Here is a 22,141-nt window from a genome sequence, read left to right as displayed (position 1 = left end):
TCCTGGCGCGCTCAGATGACCTTGGCTTCGTTCTTCAGCTTTTGCACCAGCGTCGCAACGTCCGGCACCATCACACCCGCGCTACGCTTGGGCGGCTCAACGACCTTGACGGTCTTCAGACGCGGCGCCACGTCCACGCCGAGATCTTCCGGCTTGACGATGTCGAGCGGCTTCTTCTTGGCCTTCATGATGTTCGGCAGCGTGACATAACGCGGCTCGTTCAGGCGCAGGTCGGTGGTCACCACCGCCGGCAGCTTGAGCGACAGGGTCTCCAGACCGCCGTCCACTTCACGCGTCACCGATGCGCGGCCATCGGCCACCACCACCTTCGAAGCGAAAGTGGCTTGCGGCAGGCCCGCCAGCGCAGCCAGCATCTGGCCGGTCTGGTTGGAGTCGTCGTCGATGGCCTGCTTGCCCAGGATCACCAGTTGCGGCTGTTCCTTGTCGACCAGGGCCTTGAGCAGCTTGGCCACGGCCAGCGGCTGCAGGTCTTCGTTCGATTCCACCAGGATGCCGCGGTCGGCACCGATGGCCATCGCCGTACGCAGGGTTTCCTGGCACTGGGTCACGCCGCAGGACACGGCGATCACCTCGGTGACCACCCCGGCTTCCCGCAGGCGCACCGCTTCTTCCACGGCGATTTCGTCAAACGGGTTCATGCTCATCTTGACGTTAGCCAGATCCACACCCGTGCCGTCCGACTTCACCCGGACCTTGACGTTGTAATCCACCACGCGCTTGACTGCGACGAGTACTTTCATGCGCTCACTCCACTGATAGTCGATAGTCAGAAATTTGGTTCGCCCGCCATTATAACCACCGGGTGGGTGGCACTCTTATTTTTCGAACGGTCGTACTATTTTATCGGTAAAGAATTGCCGGGCATAGCCCGGCAATGTGAAAACCTCGCCGTATTGTGCCGCAGGATGCCCTGCGGCACACGGTTTTTGAGGGTTTTTTCAAACTTACCAGGCGGTAATCACCGAATCCTTGAAAGTGCTCTGGACGTACTGCTTGATCTCCGGCGAATGATAGGCCTTGACCAGCTTGGCTACCCAGGGCTTGTTCTTGTCGGCTTCGCGGATGGCGATCAGGTTGGCATAGGGACCCTTGGGGCCTTCCATGGCAATCGCGTCCTTGGTGGGCGACAGGCCAGCCGATTCAGCGTAGTTACCGTTAATGGCGGCGGCGTCGAGGTCATCCAGCGAACGCGGCAGCTGCGCGGCGTCCAGTTCGACGATTCGGATCTTCTTCGGGTTGGAAACGATGTCCAGCGGCGTGGCCTTCAGGCCGGCATCCGGGCGCAGCTTGATCAGGCCCTTGCTTTGCAGCAACAGCAAGCCACGACCGCCATTGGTGGGGTCGTTCGGCACGCCAACGCGCGCGCCGTCCTTGAGCTGGTCGAGCGACTTGATCTTCTTGGAGTACACGCCCATCGGGAAGGTCACGGTGAAGGCGATGTGGGTGAACTTGTAGCCACGGTCCTTGATCTGCGCTTCCAGGTACGGCAGGTGCTGGTAGCTGTTGGCGTCCAGGTCGCCAGCGGCCAGCGCGGCGTTCGGCTGGACATAGTCACTGAACTCCACCAGCTGGATATTCAGGCCGTCCTTGGCCGCGACCTTCTTCACCTGCTCCATGATCTGGGCGTGCGGGCCTCCGGTGACGCCGATCTTGATCGGCTTTTCCTGCGCCATGGCGCCAGTGGCCAGGGTGGCGCCCAGGGCGGCGCCGACAATCCATTGCAGCAAGTTACGACGTTGCATGTTGACTTCCTTTATCTCGATGGCTCTATGTCTTTGCAGATAGCCAGGCGGATCGCCGGGCCGACTTGTTACTTGTGGCTGATGCGCCGCACCAGCCAGTCGCCGAAGCTTTGCACCGCTTGTACGAAGACGATCAGGATCAGCACCACCGCCACCATCACCTCGGTGATGTAGCGCTGGTAGCCGTAGCGGATGCCGAGGTCGCCCAGGCCGCCGCCACCGATGGCGCCGGCCATGGCCGAGTAGCCCACCAGGCTGACAAAGGTGATGGTCAGGCCGGCCACGATGCCGGGCATGGCCTCGGGCAGCAGCACCTTCATCACGATCTGGCCGGTGCTCGCACCCATCGACTGGGCGGCCTCGACCAGGCCTTTGTCGACTTCGCGCAGCGCGCTTTCCACCAGCCGTGCGATAAACGGGATCGCGGCGATGGTCAGCGGCACCACGGCCGCGGTCGTGCCGATCGACGAGCCCACGATAAAGCGCGTGAACGGAATCACCACCACCAGCAGGATGATGAAGGGGATCGAGCGCACGGCGTTGACCACCACGCCAATGGTGCGGTTGAACAGCGGGTGCGACAGCACGCCGCCGCGGTTGGTCAGGTGCAGCAGCACGCCCAGCGGCACGCCAAACAGCGCGCCGACCACGCCCGAGATGCTCACCATCAGCAGCGTCTCGTTGAACGAGGTCAGGAACAGGTCAAACATTTCAGACCACATGCTCGATCTCCTCCACCACCACGCCTTCTTGTTGCAGATACTCCATTGCCGCCTTCACGTCGGCCAGGTCGCCGGTGGCCATGATGGCCAGCGAGCCGAAGGCCTGGCCCTGGATTTCGTCGATATGCCCGTGCAGGATGTTGAAGTCCAGCCCGTAGCGGCGAATCGCCTGGGCCAGCACTGGCTGGTCCACGCCCGCGCCGGTGAAGGCCAGGCGATAGACGTGGTCGCGCCCGTTGCCGAGGCGGCTCTCCACGCGCTTGAGCACGCTTTGCGGCAGTTCCTGCGCGATCACGTCGCCGATCATGGCGCGCGTGACCGCATGCTGCGGACGCAGGAAGACGTCGATCACCCGGCCGGTTTCCACCACCTGGCCAGCCTCAAGCACGGCCACGCGGTCGCAGACCTGCTTGATCACTTCCATCTGGTGCGTGATCATGACGATGGTCAGGCCCAGCTCGCGATTGATCTGCTTGAGCAGTTCCAGGATGGAGCGCGTGGTCTCCGGATCGAGGGCGGACGTGGCCTCGTCCGAAAGCAGCACCTTGGGCTTGCTGGCCAATGCACGTGCAATCCCCACGCGCTGCTTCTGCCCGCCGCTGATCTGGGCAGGATAGCGATCCTTGAGCGCCGTCAGGCCAACCAGCTCCAGCAGCGGCAGCACCGTGTCGGAGATCTCGCTGCGGGATTTGCCAGCCAGCTCCAGCGGCAGCGCCACGTTGTCATAAACGGTGCGCGACGACAGCAGGTTGAAATGCTGGAAGATCATGCCGATGTCGCGGCGTGCCCGGCGCAACGCGCCGCTGTCGAGCGCGGTCAGTTCCTGGCCGGCGACGAAGACGCGGCCGGCGCTGGGGCGGTTAAGCAGGTTGATGGCGCGCACCAGCGTGCTCTTGCCAGCGCCGCTGCGGCCGATGATGCCGAAGACCTCACCTGCCGCAATCGACAGGTTGACGTCCCGCAGCGCATGCACCTCACCCGACCCGCCGGGGAAGCGCTGCGAAAGACCTTGCAGTTCGATCATGTGAAAAGAAAACGGCAACAGGCGAGTTTGTCTCTAGCACTGTTGCCGCATTTTATTTTTTTGGGCGAAGCGCGCATTTTAAGCGATCCGCTTCATACCAGAAACGACTTTTTGCCGATGTCTTTATGCGCTGTGGGCATATAGCCCAACAAAAACCAAAAAAAAGAGATTTACAAGACATCCCACAAGGGCGGGCGCTTGTCGAGGAAGGCCTGCACGCCTTCCAGCGCCGTCGGATCCATCATGTTGCAGGCCATGGTCTGCCCGGCGAGCTGGTAGGCCGCTTCGATGCCCATCTCCAGCTGGCGGTAGAACAGGCCCTTGCCGGCGGCCACGGCGGCGGCCGGCTTGGCGCAGATGCTGGCCGCCAGGCGTGCAACCTCGGCATCGAGGGCATCGGCGGGCACCACGCGGTTGACCAGCCCGCGGTCGCGGGCTTGCAGCGCGTCGATCATGTCACCGGTCAGCAGCATTTCCATGGCGTGCTTGCGCGACAGGTTGCGCGACAGCGCCACGCCTGGCGTGGCGCAGAACAAGCCAAGGTTGACGCCCGATACCGCAAAGCGAGCCACATCGGCGGCCACCGCCAGGTCGCACATCGCCACCAGTTGGCAGCCGGCCGCTGTGGCAATGCCCTGCACGCGCGCGATCACCGGCTGCGGCATCTTCTGCATCGCCATCATCATGCGGGTGCAGCGGTCGAACAGGCGGCGGTAGTAGTCGTGCGACGGGCTGGCGCGCATCTCGCGCAGATCATGTCCCGCGCAGAACGCACGGCCGGCGGCGGCCAGCACCACGACGCGGACCGAGGCATTGGCGCCGGCGCGGGCAAACGCCGCGCACAGCGCATCCAGCAGGTCCTCTGACAGCGCGTTGAACGCCTCCGGGCGGTTCATCGTCAGGCGCAGCACGCCCGGGGCGTCGAGGCTTTCGCTCACCAGCGGGGTCACGGCGCGGTTATCGGTTTCAGCCATGCGAGGGCCTCCTATCGTTCGAGCAGCACCTTGAGGTGTGCACACACGCTACGGCTCAGCGCGCTCAGGTTATAGCCGCCTTCAAGGCAACTGACGATGCGCCCCTTTGCATGGGCGCGGGCGACGTCGACCAGTTGGGCGGTGATCCAGGCATAGTCCTGCTCGACCAGCCCCATCTGCCCGAGGTCATCCTCTCGATGGGCGTCGAAGCCAGCCGAGATAAACAACATCTGCGGCTTGAACTCGTTCAGGCGCGGCAGCCAGATCGTCTCCACCACTTCGCGCACCGCCAGGCCGTTGGTATAGGCCGGCAGCGGGATGTTCGACATATTGGTGGCAATGTGCTCGGTGCCGCTGTAGGGATAAAACGGATGCTGGAAGAAGCTGCACATCAGCACCTGGGCGTCGCCACGGAATGCAGCTTCGGTGCCATTGCCGTGATGCACGTCGAAATCGACGATGGCCACGCGCTCCAGCCCGTGCGCGGCGAGCGCATGACGCGCGGCGATCGCCACATTGTTGTAGAAGCAGAAACCCATGGCCCGGTCCGGCTCGGCATGGTGGCCCGGCGGGCGCACGCAGCAGAACGCATTCTCGATCTCGCCCGCCATCACCGCGTCGGTAGCAGCCACCGCGGCGCCTGCCGCATGGGTGGCGGCGGCGAGCGTGTGCGGATTCATCAGGGTATCGGGATCGATCGGGTGGTAGCCGCTGGCCGGGCTGGCCGCGGCCAGCGAGGCGATGTACTGCGGAAGATGCACGCGCCCGATCTGCTCGGCGGTGGCGGCGCTCGCCTCGCGCCGGTCAAGCAGGCCATCCATGCCGTGCGAGATCAGGTGATCCTCAATGGCCTGCAGGCGCTCAGGGCACTCCGGATGGAATGGCCCCATCTCATGCAGCAGGAACTCGGGATGCGTGTAATAGCCTGTGGGCATGTCTTATTGCTTTCATCGTGGTCTCCATTCGTTACGTTAGCACATGCCGCGCCAGCCACCCAGCGACCTGCCGCGCGGACACCATCCGCTATACTCGCAGCGACTTGCAAAGGACACCATGACCGACTCCCAGCGCTCCCTGCGCCGCCCGCTTCTGGGCGCCGCACTTTCCGCTGCCGCATTGAGCTTGTGCGGCGTCTCCCCCGCCCTGCTTGCAGCCGGCAAGCGCCGCGTGAGCATGCGCGAAGAAGAAATCGAGCCGGGCCGCTACCGTGACAATCCCAAGAGCCGCGCCTTCATCGACGAGATGGTGGCACGCCACGGCTTTGCCCGCCAGACGCTGGAAGGCTGGTTCGGCCAGGCCGTGTATTCATCCACGGTGGTGCGCCTGATCATGCCGCCCGCCACGCCGGGACGCAAAAGCTGGCGCACCTACCGCTCGCGCTTTATCGAGCCGATCCGCATCAACGCGGGCGTGCGCTTCTGGCAGCAAAATCGCGAAACACTGCGCCGCGCGGAAGCCGAGTTCGGCGTGCCGGCCTCGGTGATCGTCGGCATCATCGGTGTCGAGACCATCTATGGCCGCGACATGGGTACCTTCCGCGTGATCGACTCGCTTTCCACGCTGGCCTTCGATTATCCGGACGTGCCCAACCGCGAAGCGCGCACCACGCTGTTCCGCAACCAGCTGACCGACTACCTGCTCTGGTGCCGCGACACCAACACCGATGTGTTCTCGGTGCTGGGCTCCTTCGCGGGTGCCGTGGGCATTCCGCAGTTCATGCCCACAAGCCTGCGCGAATACGCCATCGACTATGACGGCGACGGCCGCATCGACCTGCGCAGCAGCGCCACCGACGCGATCGGCAGCGTGGCGCGTTTCCTGCAGCTGCACGGCTGGGAACCGGGCCGCCCGGTGGTCTGGCGCATCGCCGCCGACGAGGGCAGCCGCGGCATCGCCGCCGCAGCCGCGGATGGCGAGCCATGGCCCACCCGCACGCTCAACCAGTTGCTCAAGGCCGGCCTGCGCGTGGACGAGCCGATCGACCCGACACGCGAAGGCGAAACCGGCGTGCTGGTGGTGGACCTGCCCACGCCCGGCGAAACCACCGACTACATGCTCGGCCTGCGCAACTTCTATGTGCTGACGCGCTACAACCGCAGCTTCTTCTACGCGCTGGCTGTGTACCAGCTGGGCGAGGCGGTCAAGGCGGCGATGGGCTAAGCCGGCATCCGCTGCGCGACAAGCAAAAAGCCCCCGCAAGACTGAACTCGCGGGGGCTTTTTCAATGCGCGCGGCAGGGCGGCATCAGGCCGGGAACACCCCGGTCGAAAGGTAGCGATCACCGCGATCGCACACCACGAACACGATGGTGGCATTCTCCACTTCCTCGGCGATACGCAGCGCGACGCACAGCGCGCCCGCAGCCGAGATGCCGCAGAAGATCCCTTCCTCGCGCGCCATGCGACGTGCCATGTGCTCGGCATCGCCCTGGCTGACAGGCTCGGTACGGTCAATGAATTTCGGATCGTAGATCTTCGGCATGTACGCCTCGGGCCACTTGCGGATGCCGGGAATACGCGAGCCTTCAGCCGGCTGCGCACCCACGATCTGGATCCCTGCGTTCTGTTCCTTCAGGTAGCGCGAGACACCGGTAATGGTGCCCGTGGTGCCCATGGCAGAGACGAAGTGAGTAATGCGCCCTTCGGTGTCGCGCCAGATCTCCGGGCCGGTGGTCTCGTAATGCGCCAGCGGATTGTCCGGATTGGCGAACTGGTCCAGGATCACGCCGCGGCCGTCGCGCTCCATGGAGTCCGCGAGGTCACGCGCGTATTCCATGCCGCCCTTGACCGGCGTCAGGATGATCTCCGCGCCGTAGGCAGCCATGCTCTGGCGGCGCTCCATGCTCAGGTCTTCCGGCATGATCAGCACCATCTTGTAGCCGCGGATGGCGGCTGCCATGGCCAGCGCGATGCCGGTATTGCCCGAGGTAGCCTCGATCAGCGTATCGCCCGGCTTGATGCGCCCGCGCGACTCGGCGCGGGCAATCATCGAGACCGCCGGCCGGTCCTTGACCGAGCCCGCCGGGTTGTTGCCCTCGAGCTTGCCGAGGATTACGTTGCCGCGCGGGGTACCGGCGGCGCCGGGGATGCGCTGCAGTTGCACCAGCGGCGTATTGCCGATGGTGTCTTCAATCGTCTTGTAGGCCATGGTGAGCGGGATTCCAATGTCGGCGGACATTGTAATCCAGTCGCAAAGCCTGCGTTGCCGACGTGGCGTGTCAGGCCTCGGCTTCGGCTTCGGCTTTGCGGCTGCCCAGCAGGTGGTACAGCAGAATCGCGCCGAAAGTGGCGGTACCGATGCCGCCCAGCGTCATGCCGCCCAGCTTCAGCGTCAGGTCGCCAGCCGCCACGGTCAACGTGGCGCCGACCGTGATCAGGTTGCGCGAACTGGAGAAATCGACCTTGTTCTGCACCCAGATACGCCCGGCAGTGGCGGCGATCAGGCCGAACACCACGATGGTCAGGCCACCGATCACGGGGCCCGGGATGGTCAGGATCAGCGCACCGAACTTGGGCGAAAAGCCCAGCACCAGCGCCACCACCGCCGCCACCACGAAGATCAGCGTGGAGTAGATCTTGGTCACCGCCATCACGCCCATGTTTTCGGCGTAAGTGGTCACGCCCGTGCCGCCGCCGCCGGCGGAAATGATGGTGGCAATGCCGTCGCCGATGAAGGCGCGGCCGATATATGGATCGAGATTGCGGCCGGTCATCACGCTGATGGCCTTGATGTGCCCGAGGTTTTCCGCCACCAGCACGATCGCCACCGGCGCGATCAGCAGCATGGCGCTGGCCTGGAACACTGGCGTGGAGAAGACCGGCAGCCCGAACCAGGCCGCGGCGGCCACGCCGGAGAAGTCGATGCCTTTGCCCATGCCCAGCCCGTTGGTGCAAAGGTAGTACAGCACGTAGCCGAACAGCCCGCCCACCAGTACCGGCAGCCGGCGCAGCATGCCCGGCGCATGCACCGCCACCACGCCCACCGCCAGCACGGTCGCCAGGCCCACCCAGGTATCCAACGGCGCGCCGCTCACGGCCTTGACCGCCACCGGCGCGAGGTTCAGGCCGATGGCCGCGACGATGGCACCCGTCACCACCGGCGGCATCAGCCGCTCCACCCAGCGATACCCCACCGCCTGCACCACCAGTCCGATCAGCAAGTACAACACGCCCGCGGCGATGATGCCGCCGAGCGCCACCGGGATATTCGGGTTGGGGCCGCTGCCGGCGTAGCCGGTCGCCGCGATCACCACCGCGATGAAGGCAAAGCTGGAGCCCAGGTAGCTCGGCACCCTGCCGCGCACGCACAGAAAGAAAATCAGCGTGCCGATGCCGGAAAACAGGATGGCGATATTGGGATTGAAGCCCATCAGGATCGGCGCGATCGCGGTCGAGCCGAACATCGCTACCACGTGCTGGATACCTGCCAGCAGGGTCTGGCCGGCGGGCAGTCGCTCATCAGGCGCAATCACGCCGTGCGTCTTCAGCCGCCACTTGGGCAGGAATCCCGCGTCCTCGTTATTTCCCATTGTCCAGCTCCCTTTTTATTGGCCTGGCCGCCCCGAATGCAGGCAGGTCCGGCGCGATCTTGGATTTTGTTGGCCACGCAGCCGGCTCGGGCCGCAACAGCGTCCGCATGATACCGCGCGGCCGCATTCGTGATAAGCCACACGGCACTAGCACGAGCCATACCAGCGCCGGATCCTCGTGCTGGTGCACGCGCAGCAAAAAGCCCCGGGCTCGGCCGGGGCTTCGACGATCGGATAGCTTGGATGCGGGCGCCCCGCTGCACGCCCGCGGCAACCTTAGCGAACGGCCTTGGCGGGCGGCTTCTCCGTCTTGGCGTCTTTCTTGGCCGGGGCCGCCGCCACCGTGGCCTTCGGCGCCGCAGCGCCGCCGGCACCGATGGTCATGCCGGCCTCCTGCAAGCGCACGACAGATTTCTGCCCCAGGCCCTTGACCCGATCGGCGAGATCCGCGGCATCCTTGAAGGGACCACCCCGGCTGCGCTCGCTGACAATGGTGCTGGCCGTGGCCGGCCCGATGCCCTTGAGCGACACCAGCGCGGCCTCATCGGCGGTATTCACATCGACAGCCGCAAACGCGGCACCCGATAGCGAGAACCAGACGGCGGCGGCCAGCAGGACCTGCCTGGACGCGCGCGTCAAAGTTGGCTTGAACATGGGAGTTTCTCCTATCCATTGATGAAGGTCGCTTCGCCCTGGCAGGACGAAGCAACACGCAGGATAGGAGCGCGCAACTGGCTTGGCGCACCTCGCAACAAAAGTTCACCTCAACGCTACCGAGGTGTCTCCACAGCGCGCGCAAGGCGCACAAAAGGCGCCCTTACGCGCGCGTCTTTGCGACTTCAGCCCTTGTTCTGCAGCAGCCAGCGGCAGTAGCGCGACACGCCTTCTTCCACAGTGTAGAAGGCATCCTTGTACCCAGCGCCACGCAGGCGCGAGACATCGGACTGGGTGTAGCACTGGTACTTGCCGCGCAGCGCGTCGGGGAACTTGATGTACTCCACCAGTCCCTCCTGCACCATCTCGTCGAGCGTCAGCTGGGGGCGGCCATCGGCCTCGCGCAGCGTGTTGACCACCGTCGCGGCAATGTCGTTGAACGGCTGCGCGCGGCCGGTGCCGAGGTTGAAGATGCCCGACTTGTCCGGATGCTCCAGGAAGAACAGGTTGACCTTCACCACGTCCTCCACCGAGATGAAGTCGCGGGTGTGGCCACCCGGCGCATAGCCGCCATACTCGCCAAACAGCTTCACCGTGCCGTCGGCGCGGAACTGGTTGAAATTGTGGAACGCCACCGAGGCCATGCGGCCCTTGTGCGCTTCGCGCGGGCCATACACGTTGAAGTAGCGAAAGCCCACGATCTGCGACAACGCGGACGGCAGCGTGCGCCGCACCACCTGGTCGAACAGGAACTTCGAGTAGCCGTAGACGTTCAGCGGCTTCTCGTATTGGCGCTCTTCCTTGAACACCTGCGAGGCGCCATAGGTGGCTGCTGAAGAGGCGTAGAGGAACTGCGTGCCCTGCTCCAGGCAGGCATCCATCAACGCCTGGGTGTAGCGGAAATTGTTCTCCATCATGTAGCGGCCGTCGGTCTCCATGGTGTCGGAGCAAGCTCCCTCATGGAACACCGCGCGCACCTTGCCAAACTCACCGCGCTTGAAGCGCTCGAGAAACTCGCTCTTGTCGAGGTAGTCGCGGATCTCGCAGTCGACGAGGTTGTGGAACTTGTCGGCGCGCGTCAGGTTGTCGACGGCGACGACATTGTCTTCGCCGCGCTCGTTCAGGCCCTTGACGAGGTTGCTGCCGATAAAGCCGGCAGCGCCGGTTACGATGATGGTCATGGTCGTGTGGGCTCAAACGAGCCAGGAGGCAGCGCGGCCATTACGCCGGCGTGCCGAACAATTCAGGATAGGTGACGACCGCGGTGCCCAGCTTGCCCACCACGATGCTGCCTGCGCGATTGGCGTGCTGCACGGCCTCCTTAAGCGGCACGCCAGCGCCCAGCATGGTCGCCAGCGTGGCAATCACGGTGTCGCCGGCGCCGGACACGTCGTAGACTTCGCGCGCCTGCGCCGACACGTGCAGCACCTCGGCTTCGGTGTAGAGCGTCATGCCCTCTTCCGAGCGCGTCAGCAGCAGCGCTTCGAGATGCAGCTCGCGCCGCAGGTTCTGGGCCCGGATGGTGAGATCGGACTCGGTCTTCCAGGCGCCCACCACGTGCCGCATTTCGGCACGGTTGGGGGTGATCAGCGTCGCGCCGCGATAGCGTGAGTAATCGTCGCCCTTGGGGTCGACCAGCACCAGGCAGCCCGCGGCGCGGCCAGCCTCGACCATGCGGCCCACGTGGGCCAGGCCGCCCTTGCCGTAGTCGGAGAGCACCAGGACCTTGTACTCTTTGACCAAGGCAAGGAAACGATCCTGCACCGCGGCCAGCACTTCATGTCCCGGTGCATTCTCGAAGTCCACGCGCAGCAACTGCTGCTGGTGCGCCACCACGCGCAACTTGATGGTGGTGTTGACGCTGGGGTCGCGATGCAGGTAGGGCTGCACGTGGCTGGCGCTGAGCAGCGCCTCCAGCGTGCGGCCGGGCTCGTCATCGCCGACCACGCCCAGCATGCCCACCTGGGCGCCCAGCGCGGCGGCATTGCGCGCCACGTTGGCAGCGCCGCCAAGGCGTTCGTCGCTGCGCTTGATCTGCACCACCGGCACCGGGGCTTCCGGGGAGATACGCTCGACATCGCCGAACCAATAGCGGTCGAGCATCATGTCGCCCGCCACCAGGATGCGCGATTGATTGATCTGTTGCTGCGGAATATGGTTCTTGCTCATGGACATCCTTGGCAACACAGCCCGGTCCGTCAGCCGGGGCGTTGGCTTGTCGTTCCCGTTGGGTTGCGTTTCAGCGCGTCGTGGTCGGCCGCCCGATCGCATGATATTCGATGCCCGCTTCCTGCATGGCTTCGGGCTCGTACAGATTGCGTCCGTCGAAGATGACGGGGGCCTTCAGGCGGCGCTTGATCTGGTTGAAATCCGGGCTGCGGAACACCTTCCATTCTGTGACGATGACCAGGGCATCGGCACCGTCGAGCGTGTCCATCTGCGCGTCGCTGAAATGCACGCGTGCAAAGCCACCGTCGATGTGTGCGAGATCGAGGGCCAGCGCATGCTTGGCCTCGGCCATCGAGATCGGATCATGCACGCGCAGCGAGGCGCCGCGCGACACCAGCGCTTGCGCCAGCACCCGCGACGGCGCTTCGCGCATGTCGTCGGTATTGGGCTTGAAGGCCAGGCCCCAGATCGCAAAGGTGTGCCCGGCGAGATCCTCGCCAAAGCGGCGCACGACCTTGTCGGCCAGCACCTGCTTTTGCGCGTCGTTGACCGCTTCCACCGCTTCCAGCACGCGCATGGGCTTGCCATGCGCGCTGGCGGTGCGCATCAGCGCCTGCACATCCTTGGGGAAGCACGAGCCGCCATAGCCGGCACCGGCGTACAGGAAACTATAGCCAATGCGCGGATCGGAACCGATGCCCATGCGGACCAGCTCGATATCAGCACCGACTTCATCGGCCAGGTTCGCCAGCTCGTTCATGAACGAGATGCGCGTGGCCAGCATCGAGTTGGCGGCGTACTTGGTGAACTCGGCCGAGCGCACGTCCATATAGAACGTACGCTCGTGATTGCGGTTGAAGGGCGCGTAGAGCTGGCGCATGATCGCCTTGGCATGCCGGCCAGCCACGTCGGCATTGCAGCCCAGCACGATACGGTCGGGACGCATGAAGTCCTCCACCGCGGCGCCTTCCTTCAGGAATTCCGGATTGGAGACCACCGAGAACTGCAGGTCCTCGAGGCCGCGCGCGGCCAGCTCTTCACGAATGGCTTCGGCGACACGATCGCCGGTGCCGACCGGCACGGTGGACTTGTCCACCACCACCTTGAAGCCGGTCATGTACTTGCCGATATTGCGGGCAGCCGCCAGCACATATTGCAGATCGGCGGAGCCATCCTCGTCAGGCGGCGTGCCAACGGCAATGAACTGCACGTCGGCATGCTCCACGCTGGCCGCCACATCGGTGGAAAACGTCAGCCGGCCAGCCTCGCGATTACGCTGGATCAGCTCTTTCAAGCCCGGTTCGTAGATTGGCACACCGCCGGCATTGAGCATCGCGATCTTGCGTTCATCGACGTCCAGGCAAAACACGTCGTTGCCCAGCTCGGCCAGGCAGGCCCCGGTCACTAGACCGACGTAGCCGCTGCCGATAATGGTGACTTTCATAACTTGTACTCCAGATAGGGATTGGCGTGCGACGCTAAAGCAGCAACATCGACATCGGCGCCAGCATCAGCCGAGCGCCTCGGAACGGCGCGGTGCGTAGGTTTCCCAGCGGTTGCAGCCAGGGCACTGCCAATAGAACAACCGGGCGCGGAAACCGCACTCGCGGCAGGTATAGCGCGCCAGGTTACGCGTGCGGTGCTGCAGCAGGTCGCGAATCGCCGACACCTCCTGCTCATGTTCGACATCGTGCGCGGAGCCCGCCGGCTCGCCGTCAGCCGCATCGGCCGCATCGGCCGTGACAGCCACGCTGGCTTGCGCTACCTCGGCGGCCTGCGCCTCAAAATACTTGGTCAGCGCCTGCAACGACGGCTGCCGGCGCAATTGCTCTCGCATCAGGACGGCCGCGGCATGCGCGCCGTGCTGCTCCAGCTCGGCGCGATAGGCACTATCGAGCAGCTCGGCAGCCAGGTTCGTCTTCAGCAGTCCGCGCAGCCACTCCAGCGCCTGGCCATCGTCGCCGAGCTGGCGGTACGCTTTGACCACCCGATCCGCCACCAGCGGCAGGTAAGACGCGTCCTGCTTCTCGATGCCCAGCCAGTGGCCAAGCGCGCCTTGCGCGTCGCCCGCGGCCATGGCCACATCGCCCAGCAGCATCGGCGCACGCACATTGGCGGGGTTTTCCTTGGCAGCCTGCTGCAGCCAGCCAATGGCGTCATCGGGCTGCTTGCGCTGCAGCGCGTCCTGCGCCAGTTCGCAGCAGAACTGCGCGATCTGCACACTGTAGTCCTTCTGCTCCAGCGGCTGCAGCTCGCGTGCCGCGTCGATGGCTTTCTTCCACTCTTTCTCGACTTCGTAGAGCTCCAGAAGCACATGCTTGGCCGGGGCCGCGTACGGCCCTGACATCAGCCGGCGCAGCGATTCCTCCGCGCGATCAAGCAGGCCGGCACGCAGGAAATCCTGGCCCAGCTCATAGAGTGCGTGTTCGCGCTCGGCATCGGGAAGATCCTGGCGGCTAGCCAGGTTCTGGTGCACGCGGATGGCGCGTTCGGTTTCACCACGCCGGCGGAACAAAGCGCCAAGCGCAAAGTGCAGCTCGGTGGTCTCGGGGTCCAGGCGCACCACCTCGATGAACGCGTCGATGGCTTGGTCGGGCTGCTCGTTGAGCAGGAAATTCAGCCCCTTGAAATAGGAGCGCGGCAGCGCGCCCTGCTCGCTCATCAGCTGGCGCGCATCGAAGCGGGCAGCCATCCAGCCGAGGCCGAAAATGAGCGGCAGCGCCAGCAGCCACCAGGTTTCAAAAATCATGGGTCAGACTTTCGGGCCAACTACGTTGTAAGGAATACCGGAACCTGCCGCGGCCTGTGGGTCGCGCGCACCTTCCGCCGACTGGCTGCGCGCCTCGCCCAGCGCACGCCGCAGCCGGCCCGCCTCCATGCGCTGGCGCATCAGCACGGGCGCCAGCGCAGCGAGCGCGGCGAGGATGCCCAGCCCGAACGCGGCCAGCAAGATCAGGATCAGCGGCGCGCGCCAGACGGCATCAAAAAAGAGTTGCAGTGAGACGTCGGCGGTATTGCGCAGCGCCAGCACGAACAGCAGCGCGAACAGGACGATGCGGATGATCCAGGCGACAAGTTTCATGCGGGCTTCATGCGGCAGATGGGATGAATCGGACTCCGGTGATGCGGACGTCGGCGGGCGGTGCCCCCTCGGTGGATTCCCGGCATTGTAGCGGAATCGCCTCGCGCCAACGGTAACGTCTTGTATGCTCGCACAATGAAAAAGCGCCCCGATAAGGGGCGCTTTTTTGACTATCCAGGCACATCACAAGCCAAACGCAGCGGATTCAGGACTGGGCCAGCTTCAGCCCGCCATCATCATGCAAGGCGTTGCCGGCAGCGGCTGCCGGCTTCGCCGGGCCAGGCGCGGTCACATGACCTGCACCAGCCGTAGCGCCATGGCCATTGCTGCCGCCATGGGTGCCGCCATTCGCATTGCCGTTGCCAACGAGACTTCCGTTGGCATTGGCGCCAGTGCCGCCGCTACCTGCCTGCGGCAGCGCCGGGCTGCGATCGACTCGTTCACGCAACTCCTTGCCCGCCTTGAAGTGCGGCACCCGTTTCTCGGGCACCAGCACACGTTCGCCGGACTTGGGGTTGCGTCCCACGCGCGGCGGACGCCGGTTCAGACCAAAACTGCCGAATCCGCGAATCTCGATGCGGTGGCCATCAGCCAGCGCTTCGGACATCGCGTCGAGGATCGTCTTCACCGAGATGTCCGCATCCCGCAGCAACAGCTGCGGGAACCGGGCAGCCAGTTTTTCGACAAGCTCGGACTTGGTCATGGGCATCCGCTAGCAGGCGTAAGAACCAATGCTTACTGGTTGTCCTGGCCGAGCTTGGCCTTCAGCAGCGCGCCCAGGTTGGTCGTGCCAGCCGTGCCGGTGTCGGCAGCGAACTTTTGCATGGCTTCTTGCTGCTCGACGTTGTCCTTGGCCTTGATCGACAGGTTGATGTTGCGCGACTTGCGGTCGACGTTCACCACCAGGGCGGTGATTTGTTCGCCTTCCTTCAGCACGTTGCGAGCATCTTCCACGCGGTCAGCCGAGATTTCGGATGCGCGCAGGTAGCCTTCGACGTCATCAGCCAGTTGCACGACAGCGCCCTTGGCATCAACAGTCTTGATCGTGCCGTTGACCAGGGAACCCTTGTCGTTAGCCGAGATGAAGTTGTTGAACGGGTCGCCCGACAGCTGCTTGATACCCAGCGAGATGCGCTCCTTGTCGACGTCGATGCCCAGAACCACGGCTTCCACTTCGTCGCCCTTCTTGTACTTGCGCACGGCTTCTTCGCCGGTTTCTTGCCAGGACAGGTCGGACAGGTGCACCAGGCCGTCGATGCCACCGGGCAGGCCGATGAACACGCCAAAGTCGGTGATCGACTTGATCTGGCCGCCCAGCTTGTCGCCCTTCTTGTGGTTACGGCTGAAATCGTCCCACGGATTGGCCTTGCATTGCTTCATGCCCAGGCTGATACGACGCTTGTCTTCGTCGATATCCAGAACCATGACTTCGACTTCGTCGCCCAGCTGGACAACCTTCGACGGAGCGACGTTCTTGTTGGTCCAGTCCATTTCGGAAACGTGGACCAGGCCTTCGATGCCGGCTTCGATTTCAACGAATGCGCCGTAGTCGGTCAGGTTGGTCACCTTGCCGAACAGGCGGGTGCTTTGCGGGTAACGACGCGAGATGCCGACCCACGGATCTTCGCCCAGTTGCTTCACGCCCAGCGAGACGCGGTTCTTCTCTTGGTCGAACTTGAGGATCTTGGCGGTGATTTCCTGGCCAACCGACAGCACTTCGCTCGGGTGACGCACACGACGCCATGCCAGGTCGGTGATGTGCAGCAGGCCGTCGATGCCACCCAGGTCCACGAATGCGCCGTAGTCCGTGATGTTCTTGACGATACCGTTGACGATAGCGCCTTCCTTCAGGGTTTCCATCAGCTTCTGGCGCTCTTCGCCCAGGGTCGCTTCCACAACGGCGCGGCGCGACAGCACCACGTTGTTGCGCTTGCGGTCCAGCTTGATGACCTTGAATTCCAGGGTCTTGCCTTCGTACGGCGTGGTGTCCTTGATCGGACGCACGTCGACCAGCGAGCCCGGCAGGAACGCGCGGATGCCGTTGACCATGACGGTCAGGCCGCCCTTGACCTTGCCAGTGACCGTGCCCGAGATGATTTCGCCGTCTTCCAGCGCCTTCTCGAGGTTCAGCCACGATGCCAGGCGCTTGGCCTTGTCGCGGGAGAGAATCGTGTCGCCATAGCCGTTCTCGAGCGCGTCGATGGCCACGGAGACGTAGTCGCCGGCCTGCACTTCGAGTTCGCCCTGGTCGTTCAGGAACTCCTCCACCGGCACAAAGGCTTCCGATTTGAGGCCGGCGTTGACGACCACGAAATTGTGGTCGATGCGCACGACTTCAGCGGAAATCACTTCGCCAGCCTTCATATTGGAGCGGGCGACGGATTCCTCGAACAGTGCGGCAAAGGATTCGTTAGTTTGCAGGTCGGACATAAACTTGAGTATCAATCCGCAGTACTCGGGCCGGCGCGTGGATCGCGCTCAGTCTGCACCGGGCAGCGGGGTCAGGTTGAACAACACCGGCGGATCTGCGCTTGCAGGCTCTGCCGGCACTTCGATGTTGCAGCGGCTCGACTAGCGCGAGTCAGGAACCCGGCGCGCCATACCAATGCAGCACCTGCGCCACCGCCTGATCCACCGTCATGTCGGAGGTATCGAGCAAGTGCGCATCCTCTGCGGGACGCAGCGGCGCGGCCGTGCGGGAGCGATCCCGCTGGTCGCGCGACTCAAGGTCTCGCAAAAGGTCTTCGATATTAGCAGAAATTCCCTTATCAATCAATTGTTTATAGCGCCTGCGAGCGCGCGCCTCGACACTTGCCGTCAGGAACACCTTCAGCCTGGCGTCCGGGAAAATCACGGTGCCCATGTCGCGACCGTCGGCAACCAGGCCCGGCAGCTTGCGAAAACCGCGCTGCAACGCCGTCAGGGCGTCGCGCACCGGCTGGTGCACGGCGATCGCAGAGGCCCTATTGCCGGTGGCTTCCGCGCGGATGGCCAGGCTGACCTCTTCGCCGCGCAGCCAGACACGGTCAGGCCCGAACTTCACATCGAGGCGGGTAGCCAGGCTGGCCAGCCCCTCCACATCCTGCATGTCGATGCCCGCACGCTCGCTGGCGAGCGCCACCAGGCGGTACAACGCACCGCTGTCCAGCAAATGGAAGCTGAGCGCGTCGGCCACCTTGTGCGCTACGGTGCCCTTTCCCGATGCGGTGGGCCCGTCGATGGTGATGACGTCGACGATAGTCATTGTTTATTAATACAGAACAAAATATTGATTTCTTAAATCAATTGGGAATCATTAGCATGTAGTTCATGACAGGCACCGGACAAAATCGCGGGCCCAAGCAGCAAACAACCGACATCTTCGCGAGGCAATCTACCATGGCTAAGACCCTGTCGTTCGGCATCATGCACGTTGTCATTGCCTTTGGCGTCACTTATGCCCTGACCGGCAATCTGGCTGTCAGCGGCGCCGTGACCTTCATCGAACCGGCAGTCAACACTGTGGCGCATTACTTCTTCGACCGCTACTGGGAACGGCGCGAACCCGTGGCGAAGCACAAGACCCTGCCCCAAACCGGGCGCGGCGCCGATGACCTGCCACTGGCCGCGTGATCAGCGCGCCACCGCGCCAAACACCTCGAAGTAATCCGGGAACGTCTTTGCAACGCAGCCAGGCTCGTTGATGCGCACCGGCAGCGGACCGAACGCGGCCAGCGAAAAGCACATCGCCATGCGGTGGTCATCGTAAGTATCGATGCCGGCGGCCGGGGTCTGCCAGGCGGATTGGGCCGGTGGCGTCACCTTCAGGTAATCCGCACCCTCCTCCACTTCGACGCCTAGCTTGCGCAACTCGGTGGCCATGGCGCTGATGCGGTCGGTTTCCTTGACTCGCCAGCTGGCGATATTGGTTAGCGTAGTAGGCCCCTCGGCGAACAGCGCCGCCACCGCCAGGGTCATGGCAGCGTCCGGAATATGGTTGCAGTCCAGCTCGATGCCGTTCAAGCGGCCATCGTCGCGCTCGGTGCCGCGGACCTCGATCCAGTTGGCGCCGGCCATCACGTTGGCGCCCATGCGGTTAAGCGCCTCGGCAAACTTGACGTCGCCCTGGATGCTGGCCATGCCCACGCCCTCCACCCGCAGCGGGCCGCCGCCGATGGCGCCCGCAGCCAGGAAGTAGGAGGCCGAGGACGCGTCGCCCTCGACAAAAATTTCGCCCGGCGAGCGGTATGCCGCGCGAGCCGGCAGGATGAAGCGTGACCAGCCCTCGCGCCGGATCTCGATGCCAAAGCGCGCCAGCAGGTTGAGCGTGATCTCCACATAGGGCTTGGAAATCAGCTCGCCCACCACTTCGATCTCGATGGTGTCGCCAGGCGCATCGGCCAGCGGCAAGGCCATCAGCAACGCCGTCAGGAACTGGCTGGACACGTCGCCACGCACGCGGATCGGCGCATCGATGCGAATCCGTGCGGGAGAAATCTGCAAGGGCGGATAGCCCTCGGTGCCAAGGTAGGCGACGCTCGCGCCAATCTGGCGCAGACCATCGACCAGATCGCCGATCGGCCGCTCATGCATGCGCGGCACGCCGGACAGCTTGTAGCTCCCGCCCTGCAGCGCCAGCGCCGCGGTCAGCGGGCGAATGGCCGTCCCCGCATTGCCCATGAACAGCTCGGCTGCCTTGTTGGGAAATTTGCCGCCCACGCCGCGCACCACGCAAGCACCTTCCTCCCGGCGCCATTCCACGCCCAGCGTGCGCAGCGCCTGCAGCATCACGCGCGTGTCATCCGAGTCGAGCAGGTCGCACACGCGGGTCTCGCCCTCGGCCAGCGCCGCCAGCAACAGGACCCGGTTCGAGATGCTCTTGGAACCCGGCAGGCGAACCGTGCCCGAAGCGCGAGTGAAGGGACCGAGCGTGAGATGTTCCATGGTTTCCATGCTAGTTGGCGGGCGGCTTTCGATGAAAGGCGCGCCGCTTTCGTTGGTGACGTGGCGTTCGTGTAGCGCCGGATTGCGTGGCGATCAGGGCTCGGCGTTGACAGCCGGCGCGCGCTGCGCGCCCCATTGCTGCCGCACTTGGCTGGCGCGCTGGAAAATACGCTCCAGGCCCTCGCCGTTGCTGTTTTCGATCAGGGTCTTCAGATGCGCCAGCATGGCCTGGTAGGTGCTGAGCTCGCTCAACATCGCCTCGCGGTTGCCAACGCAGATATCGCGCCACATCTCCGGCGACGACGCCGCGATCCGGGTGAAATCCCGGAAGCCGCCGCCCGCGAAATCGAGCTTGAGCGCCGCGTCTTCGGCATTGGCCACCTGGGCCACCAGCGCATAGGACAGCAGGTGCGGCAAATGGCTGACGGCGGCAAACACGGCATCGTGCTGCACGGCCGACATCACGCTGCACTGGGCGCCCGCGGTCTCCCACATGGCGCGCACGGCCGCAACGTCAATGCGGCTATTTTCCTGCAGCGGGCACAGCACGACTTTCTTGCCAACATAGAGATCGTCCAGCGCCGCTTCCACGCCATGCAGCTCGCGCCCGGCAATCGGATGCGCCGGCACGAACTGGGCCGCCTTGTCGCCCAACGCGGTCTTGGCCGCCATGATGACGTCGGACTTGGTGCTGCCGGCATCCGTGATGATCGTAGCTGGCTCCAGATGCGGCTCAAGTGCATGGAGCAGCGCAAAGGTCTGCGCCACCGGCGCGCACAGCACGATCATGCTGGCGCCCTTGGCGGCGTCTTCCAGCGTGGCCGCCTCGTCAATCACGCCCAGCTTGAGCGCTCGCTCGAGCGAAGCTTGCGAGCGGCCGACGCCGACCACCGTGCCGACCGCACCTGCGCGCTTGAGCGCGAGTGCCAGCGAGCCGCCGATCAGGCCGACGCCGACAATGACGACACGGGAAAAAAATGGAGCGGACGCAGGAACGGTCACGGGGATACGCTGCCAGGCAAGGAAGTTCGGGAATCCGATATTGTAACTTCTCCGCCGGAGGGCGGCGCCGCCATTGCGCCTTTGCGCGAGCTTGCATGCCACCGGCCCGCAGAGGGCCGGGGCATTGCTTGCAACAGTGCTTACTTGAGGGCCTTTTCCAGCGCCGCGATAAACGCCGCGTTTTCCTCGGGCAGGCCGATGGTGATACGCAGCCATTGCGGCAGGTTGTAGTTGCCCACCGGCCGTACGATCACGCCCTGCTTGAGCAGCGCCAGGTTGACGCGCGCGCCGGCGCCATCGTCCCGCCCCACGCGCACCAGCACGAAATTGCCCGAGGACGGCACGTATTGCAGGCCAAGCCGGTCGAACGCCGCCACCAGTTGCGCCTTGCCGGCACGGTTCAGCTCGGCGCTGCGCTGCAGGAAGGCCGCATCGCCCAGCGCCGCCACCGCCGCTGCCTGGGCCAGGCTGTTGACATTGAAGGGTTGGCGGATGCGGTTGAGCAGATCGGTCAGCGCGGGCTGCGCCACGGCGTAGCCAATGCGCAGCCCGGCCAGGCCATAGGCCTTGGAGAAGGTGCGCGATACCAGCAGGTTGGGATACTTGCGGACCCACGCGATCGAATCGTACTGCTGCGCGTCGTCCAGGTATTCGTTGTAGGCCTCGTCCAGCACCACCACCACATCGGCCGGCACCTTGGCCAGGAAGGCCTCGATCTCGGCGGCCGGCAGGAAGGTGCCGGTCGGGTTGTTAGGATTGGCGATAAAGACCAGGCGCGTGTCCGGGGCGATGGCCTCGGCCATGGCGTCGAGATCGTGGCCGTAGTCGCGCGCCTTGACCTCAATGGCGCGCGCGCCGACTTCCTGCGTGGCCAGCGCGTACACCGCGAAAGAATGCTCGGCATAGACGATCGACTCGCCCGGCTTGACCAGCGCATGCGCCGCGATTTCCAGGATATCGTTGCTGCCGTTGCCTAGCGTGAGCCAGTCGGCCGGCACGTCGAAGCGGGCCGACAGCGCGCCCTTCAAGGCGAAGCCGTTCGCGTCCGGGTAACGGCCCAGGTCGGCCACGGCGGCAGCGATAGCGGTCCGGGCCGATTCGGGCATGCCGAGCGGATTCTCGTTCGAGGCCAGCTTGACGATGGTGGACTCGACCAGGCCAAACTCGCGCGCCACTTCGGAAATCGGCTTGCCCGCCACGTACGGGGAAATCGCCCGCACATACTCGGGACCGAACTGCTTGCCCTGCTCTGCCATGTTCATTCCTTCTCTGAAACGTTGTTCGCGGATCGCCGATCCTG

At 64.5% G+C, this 22,141-nt stretch carries 22 protein-coding genes; 2 read left to right on the top strand and 20 right to left on the bottom strand.

What is annotated here, in order from left to right:
• Positions 1-11: 11 nt before the first annotated feature.
• The 6 genes from AC1Q7Q_RS00360 to AC1Q7Q_RS00335 all read right to left on the bottom strand — a co-directional run bounded on the left by AC1Q7Q_RS00360 (position 12) and on the right by AC1Q7Q_RS00335 (position 5,418).
• A complete protein-coding gene (locus AC1Q7Q_RS00360) occupies positions 12-761 on the bottom strand; it encodes an electron transfer flavoprotein subunit beta/FixA family protein (protein ID WP_006158397.1) in 750 nt (249 codons plus the stop codon).
• A gap of 204 nt (positions 762-965) precedes the next feature.
• A complete protein-coding gene (locus AC1Q7Q_RS00355) occupies positions 966-1,763 on the bottom strand; it encodes a MetQ/NlpA family ABC transporter substrate-binding protein (protein ID WP_043344507.1) in 798 nt (265 codons plus the stop codon).
• 68 nt (positions 1,764-1,831) lie between these two features.
• Complete coding sequence (locus tag AC1Q7Q_RS00350; RefSeq protein WP_043344505.1) at positions 1,832-2,485, bottom strand: methionine ABC transporter permease; 654 nt, start codon at positions 2,483-2,485, stop codon at positions 1,832-1,834.
• Positions 2,475-3,509: a methionine ABC transporter ATP-binding protein gene (locus AC1Q7Q_RS00345; protein WP_043344503.1), complete on the bottom strand. Its 1,035-nt coding sequence runs from the start codon at positions 3,507-3,509 to the stop codon at positions 2,475-2,477. Before AC1Q7Q_RS00345 ends, AC1Q7Q_RS00350 begins: the two co-directional genes overlap by 11 nt.
• Before the next feature lie 170 nt (positions 3,510-3,679).
• On the bottom strand, positions 3,680-4,483 hold the full coding sequence (locus tag AC1Q7Q_RS00340) for an enoyl-CoA hydratase (protein ID WP_492373973.1): 804 nt from the start codon (positions 4,481-4,483) through the stop codon (positions 3,680-3,682).
• An 11-nt stretch (positions 4,484-4,494) separates the two neighbouring features.
• A complete protein-coding gene (locus tag AC1Q7Q_RS00335) occupies positions 4,495-5,418 on the bottom strand; it encodes a histone deacetylase family protein (protein WP_416047855.1) in 924 nt (307 codons plus the stop codon).
• Between the two features lie 118 nt (positions 5,419-5,536).
• On the opposite strand from AC1Q7Q_RS00335, the gene mltB reads away from it, so the two are divergent.
• Entirely contained in the window at positions 5,537-6,643 is a 1,107-nt protein-coding gene (gene mltB / locus AC1Q7Q_RS00330; protein WP_416047854.1) for a lytic murein transglycosylase B, read from the top strand.
• A gap of 84 nt (positions 6,644-6,727) precedes the next feature.
• Here mltB and cysM read toward each other — a convergent pair whose 3' ends face one another.
• The 11 genes from cysM to cmk all read right to left on the bottom strand — a co-directional run bounded on the left by cysM (position 6,728) and on the right by cmk (position 18,160).
• Positions 6,728-7,630, bottom strand: coding sequence for a cysteine synthase CysM (gene cysM, locus AC1Q7Q_RS00325; RefSeq protein WP_150992214.1), 903 nt, complete (start codon positions 7,628-7,630; stop codon positions 6,728-6,730).
• 70 nt (positions 7,631-7,700) lie between these two features.
• Positions 7,701-9,011: a solute carrier family 23 protein gene (locus tag AC1Q7Q_RS00320; protein ID WP_492373972.1), complete on the bottom strand. Its 1,311-nt coding sequence runs from the start codon at positions 9,009-9,011 to the stop codon at positions 7,701-7,703.
• A gap of 276 nt (positions 9,012-9,287) precedes the next feature.
• The gene (locus AC1Q7Q_RS00315; protein ID WP_174423161.1) at positions 9,288-9,665 is read right to left on the bottom strand and encodes a ComEA family DNA-binding protein; all 378 of its coding nucleotides are present in this window, start codon (positions 9,663-9,665) and stop codon (positions 9,288-9,290) included.
• 185 nt (positions 9,666-9,850) lie between these two features.
• Entirely contained in the window at positions 9,851-10,846 is a 996-nt protein-coding gene (gene rfaD / locus AC1Q7Q_RS00310) for an ADP-glyceromanno-heptose 6-epimerase (protein WP_174423162.1), read from the bottom strand.
• 40 nt (positions 10,847-10,886) lie between these two features.
• Positions 10,887-11,834 carry a D-glycero-beta-D-manno-heptose-7-phosphate kinase gene (gene rfaE1, locus AC1Q7Q_RS00305; protein WP_174423163.1) on the bottom strand — a complete coding sequence of 316 codons (948 nt, stop codon included), beginning with the start codon at positions 11,832-11,834 and terminating at the stop codon, positions 10,887-10,889.
• A gap of 70 nt (positions 11,835-11,904) precedes the next feature.
• Positions 11,905-13,278 carry a UDP-glucose dehydrogenase family protein gene (locus AC1Q7Q_RS00300; protein ID WP_492373971.1) on the bottom strand — a complete coding sequence of 458 codons (1,374 nt, stop codon included), beginning with the start codon at positions 13,276-13,278 and terminating at the stop codon, positions 11,905-11,907.
• Positions 13,279-13,344: 66 nt separating this feature from the next.
• A complete protein-coding gene (gene lapB / locus AC1Q7Q_RS00295) occupies positions 13,345-14,583 on the bottom strand; it encodes a lipopolysaccharide assembly protein LapB (RefSeq protein WP_492373970.1) in 1,239 nt (412 codons plus the stop codon).
• A 3-nt stretch (positions 14,584-14,586) separates the two neighbouring features.
• The gene (locus AC1Q7Q_RS00290; protein ID WP_492373969.1) at positions 14,587-14,916 is read right to left on the bottom strand and encodes a lipopolysaccharide assembly protein LapA domain-containing protein; all 330 of its coding nucleotides are present in this window, start codon (positions 14,914-14,916) and stop codon (positions 14,587-14,589) included.
• 205 nt (positions 14,917-15,121) lie between these two features.
• A complete protein-coding gene (locus tag AC1Q7Q_RS00285; RefSeq protein ID WP_492373968.1) occupies positions 15,122-15,619 on the bottom strand; it encodes an integration host factor subunit beta in 498 nt (165 codons plus the stop codon).
• Positions 15,620-15,651: 32 nt separating this feature from the next.
• On the bottom strand, positions 15,652-17,346 hold the full coding sequence (gene rpsA, locus AC1Q7Q_RS00280; protein ID WP_006158411.1) for a 30S ribosomal protein S1: 1,695 nt from the start codon (positions 17,344-17,346) through the stop codon (positions 15,652-15,654).
• Between the two features lie 151 nt (positions 17,347-17,497).
• The gene (gene cmk / locus AC1Q7Q_RS00275) at positions 17,498-18,160 is read right to left on the bottom strand and encodes a (d)CMP kinase (protein WP_492373967.1); all 663 of its coding nucleotides are present in this window, start codon (positions 18,158-18,160) and stop codon (positions 17,498-17,500) included.
• Between the two features lie 134 nt (positions 18,161-18,294).
• Here cmk and AC1Q7Q_RS00270 point away from each other — a divergent pair, with 134 nt between their 5' ends.
• Positions 18,295-18,528: a DUF2061 domain-containing protein gene (locus AC1Q7Q_RS00270; protein ID WP_492373966.1), complete on the top strand. Its 234-nt coding sequence runs from the start codon at positions 18,295-18,297 to the stop codon at positions 18,526-18,528.
• On the opposite strand, the gene aroA is transcribed toward AC1Q7Q_RS00270, so the two are convergent.
• The 3 genes from aroA to hisC all read right to left on the bottom strand — a co-directional run bounded on the left by aroA (position 18,529) and on the right by hisC (position 22,097).
• Positions 18,529-19,839, bottom strand: coding sequence for a 3-phosphoshikimate 1-carboxyvinyltransferase (gene aroA / locus AC1Q7Q_RS00265; protein ID WP_492373965.1), 1,311 nt, complete (start codon positions 19,837-19,839; stop codon positions 18,529-18,531).
• 93 nt (positions 19,840-19,932) lie between these two features.
• Complete coding sequence (locus tag AC1Q7Q_RS00260) at positions 19,933-20,841, bottom strand: prephenate dehydrogenase (RefSeq protein ID WP_492373964.1); 909 nt, start codon at positions 20,839-20,841, stop codon at positions 19,933-19,935.
• Between the two features lie 140 nt (positions 20,842-20,981).
• Positions 20,982-22,097 carry a histidinol-phosphate transaminase gene (gene hisC, locus AC1Q7Q_RS00255; protein WP_492373990.1) on the bottom strand — a complete coding sequence of 372 codons (1,116 nt, stop codon included), beginning with the start codon at positions 22,095-22,097 and terminating at the stop codon, positions 20,982-20,984.
• Positions 22,098-22,141 lie beyond the last annotated feature (44 nt).

It is taken from the genome of Cupriavidus sp. GW823-FHT07A04, assembly GCF_058794615.1.
The sequence above is the reverse complement of the archived record's forward strand: the minus strand, read 5'-3'. Positions and strand labels throughout refer to the sequence as shown.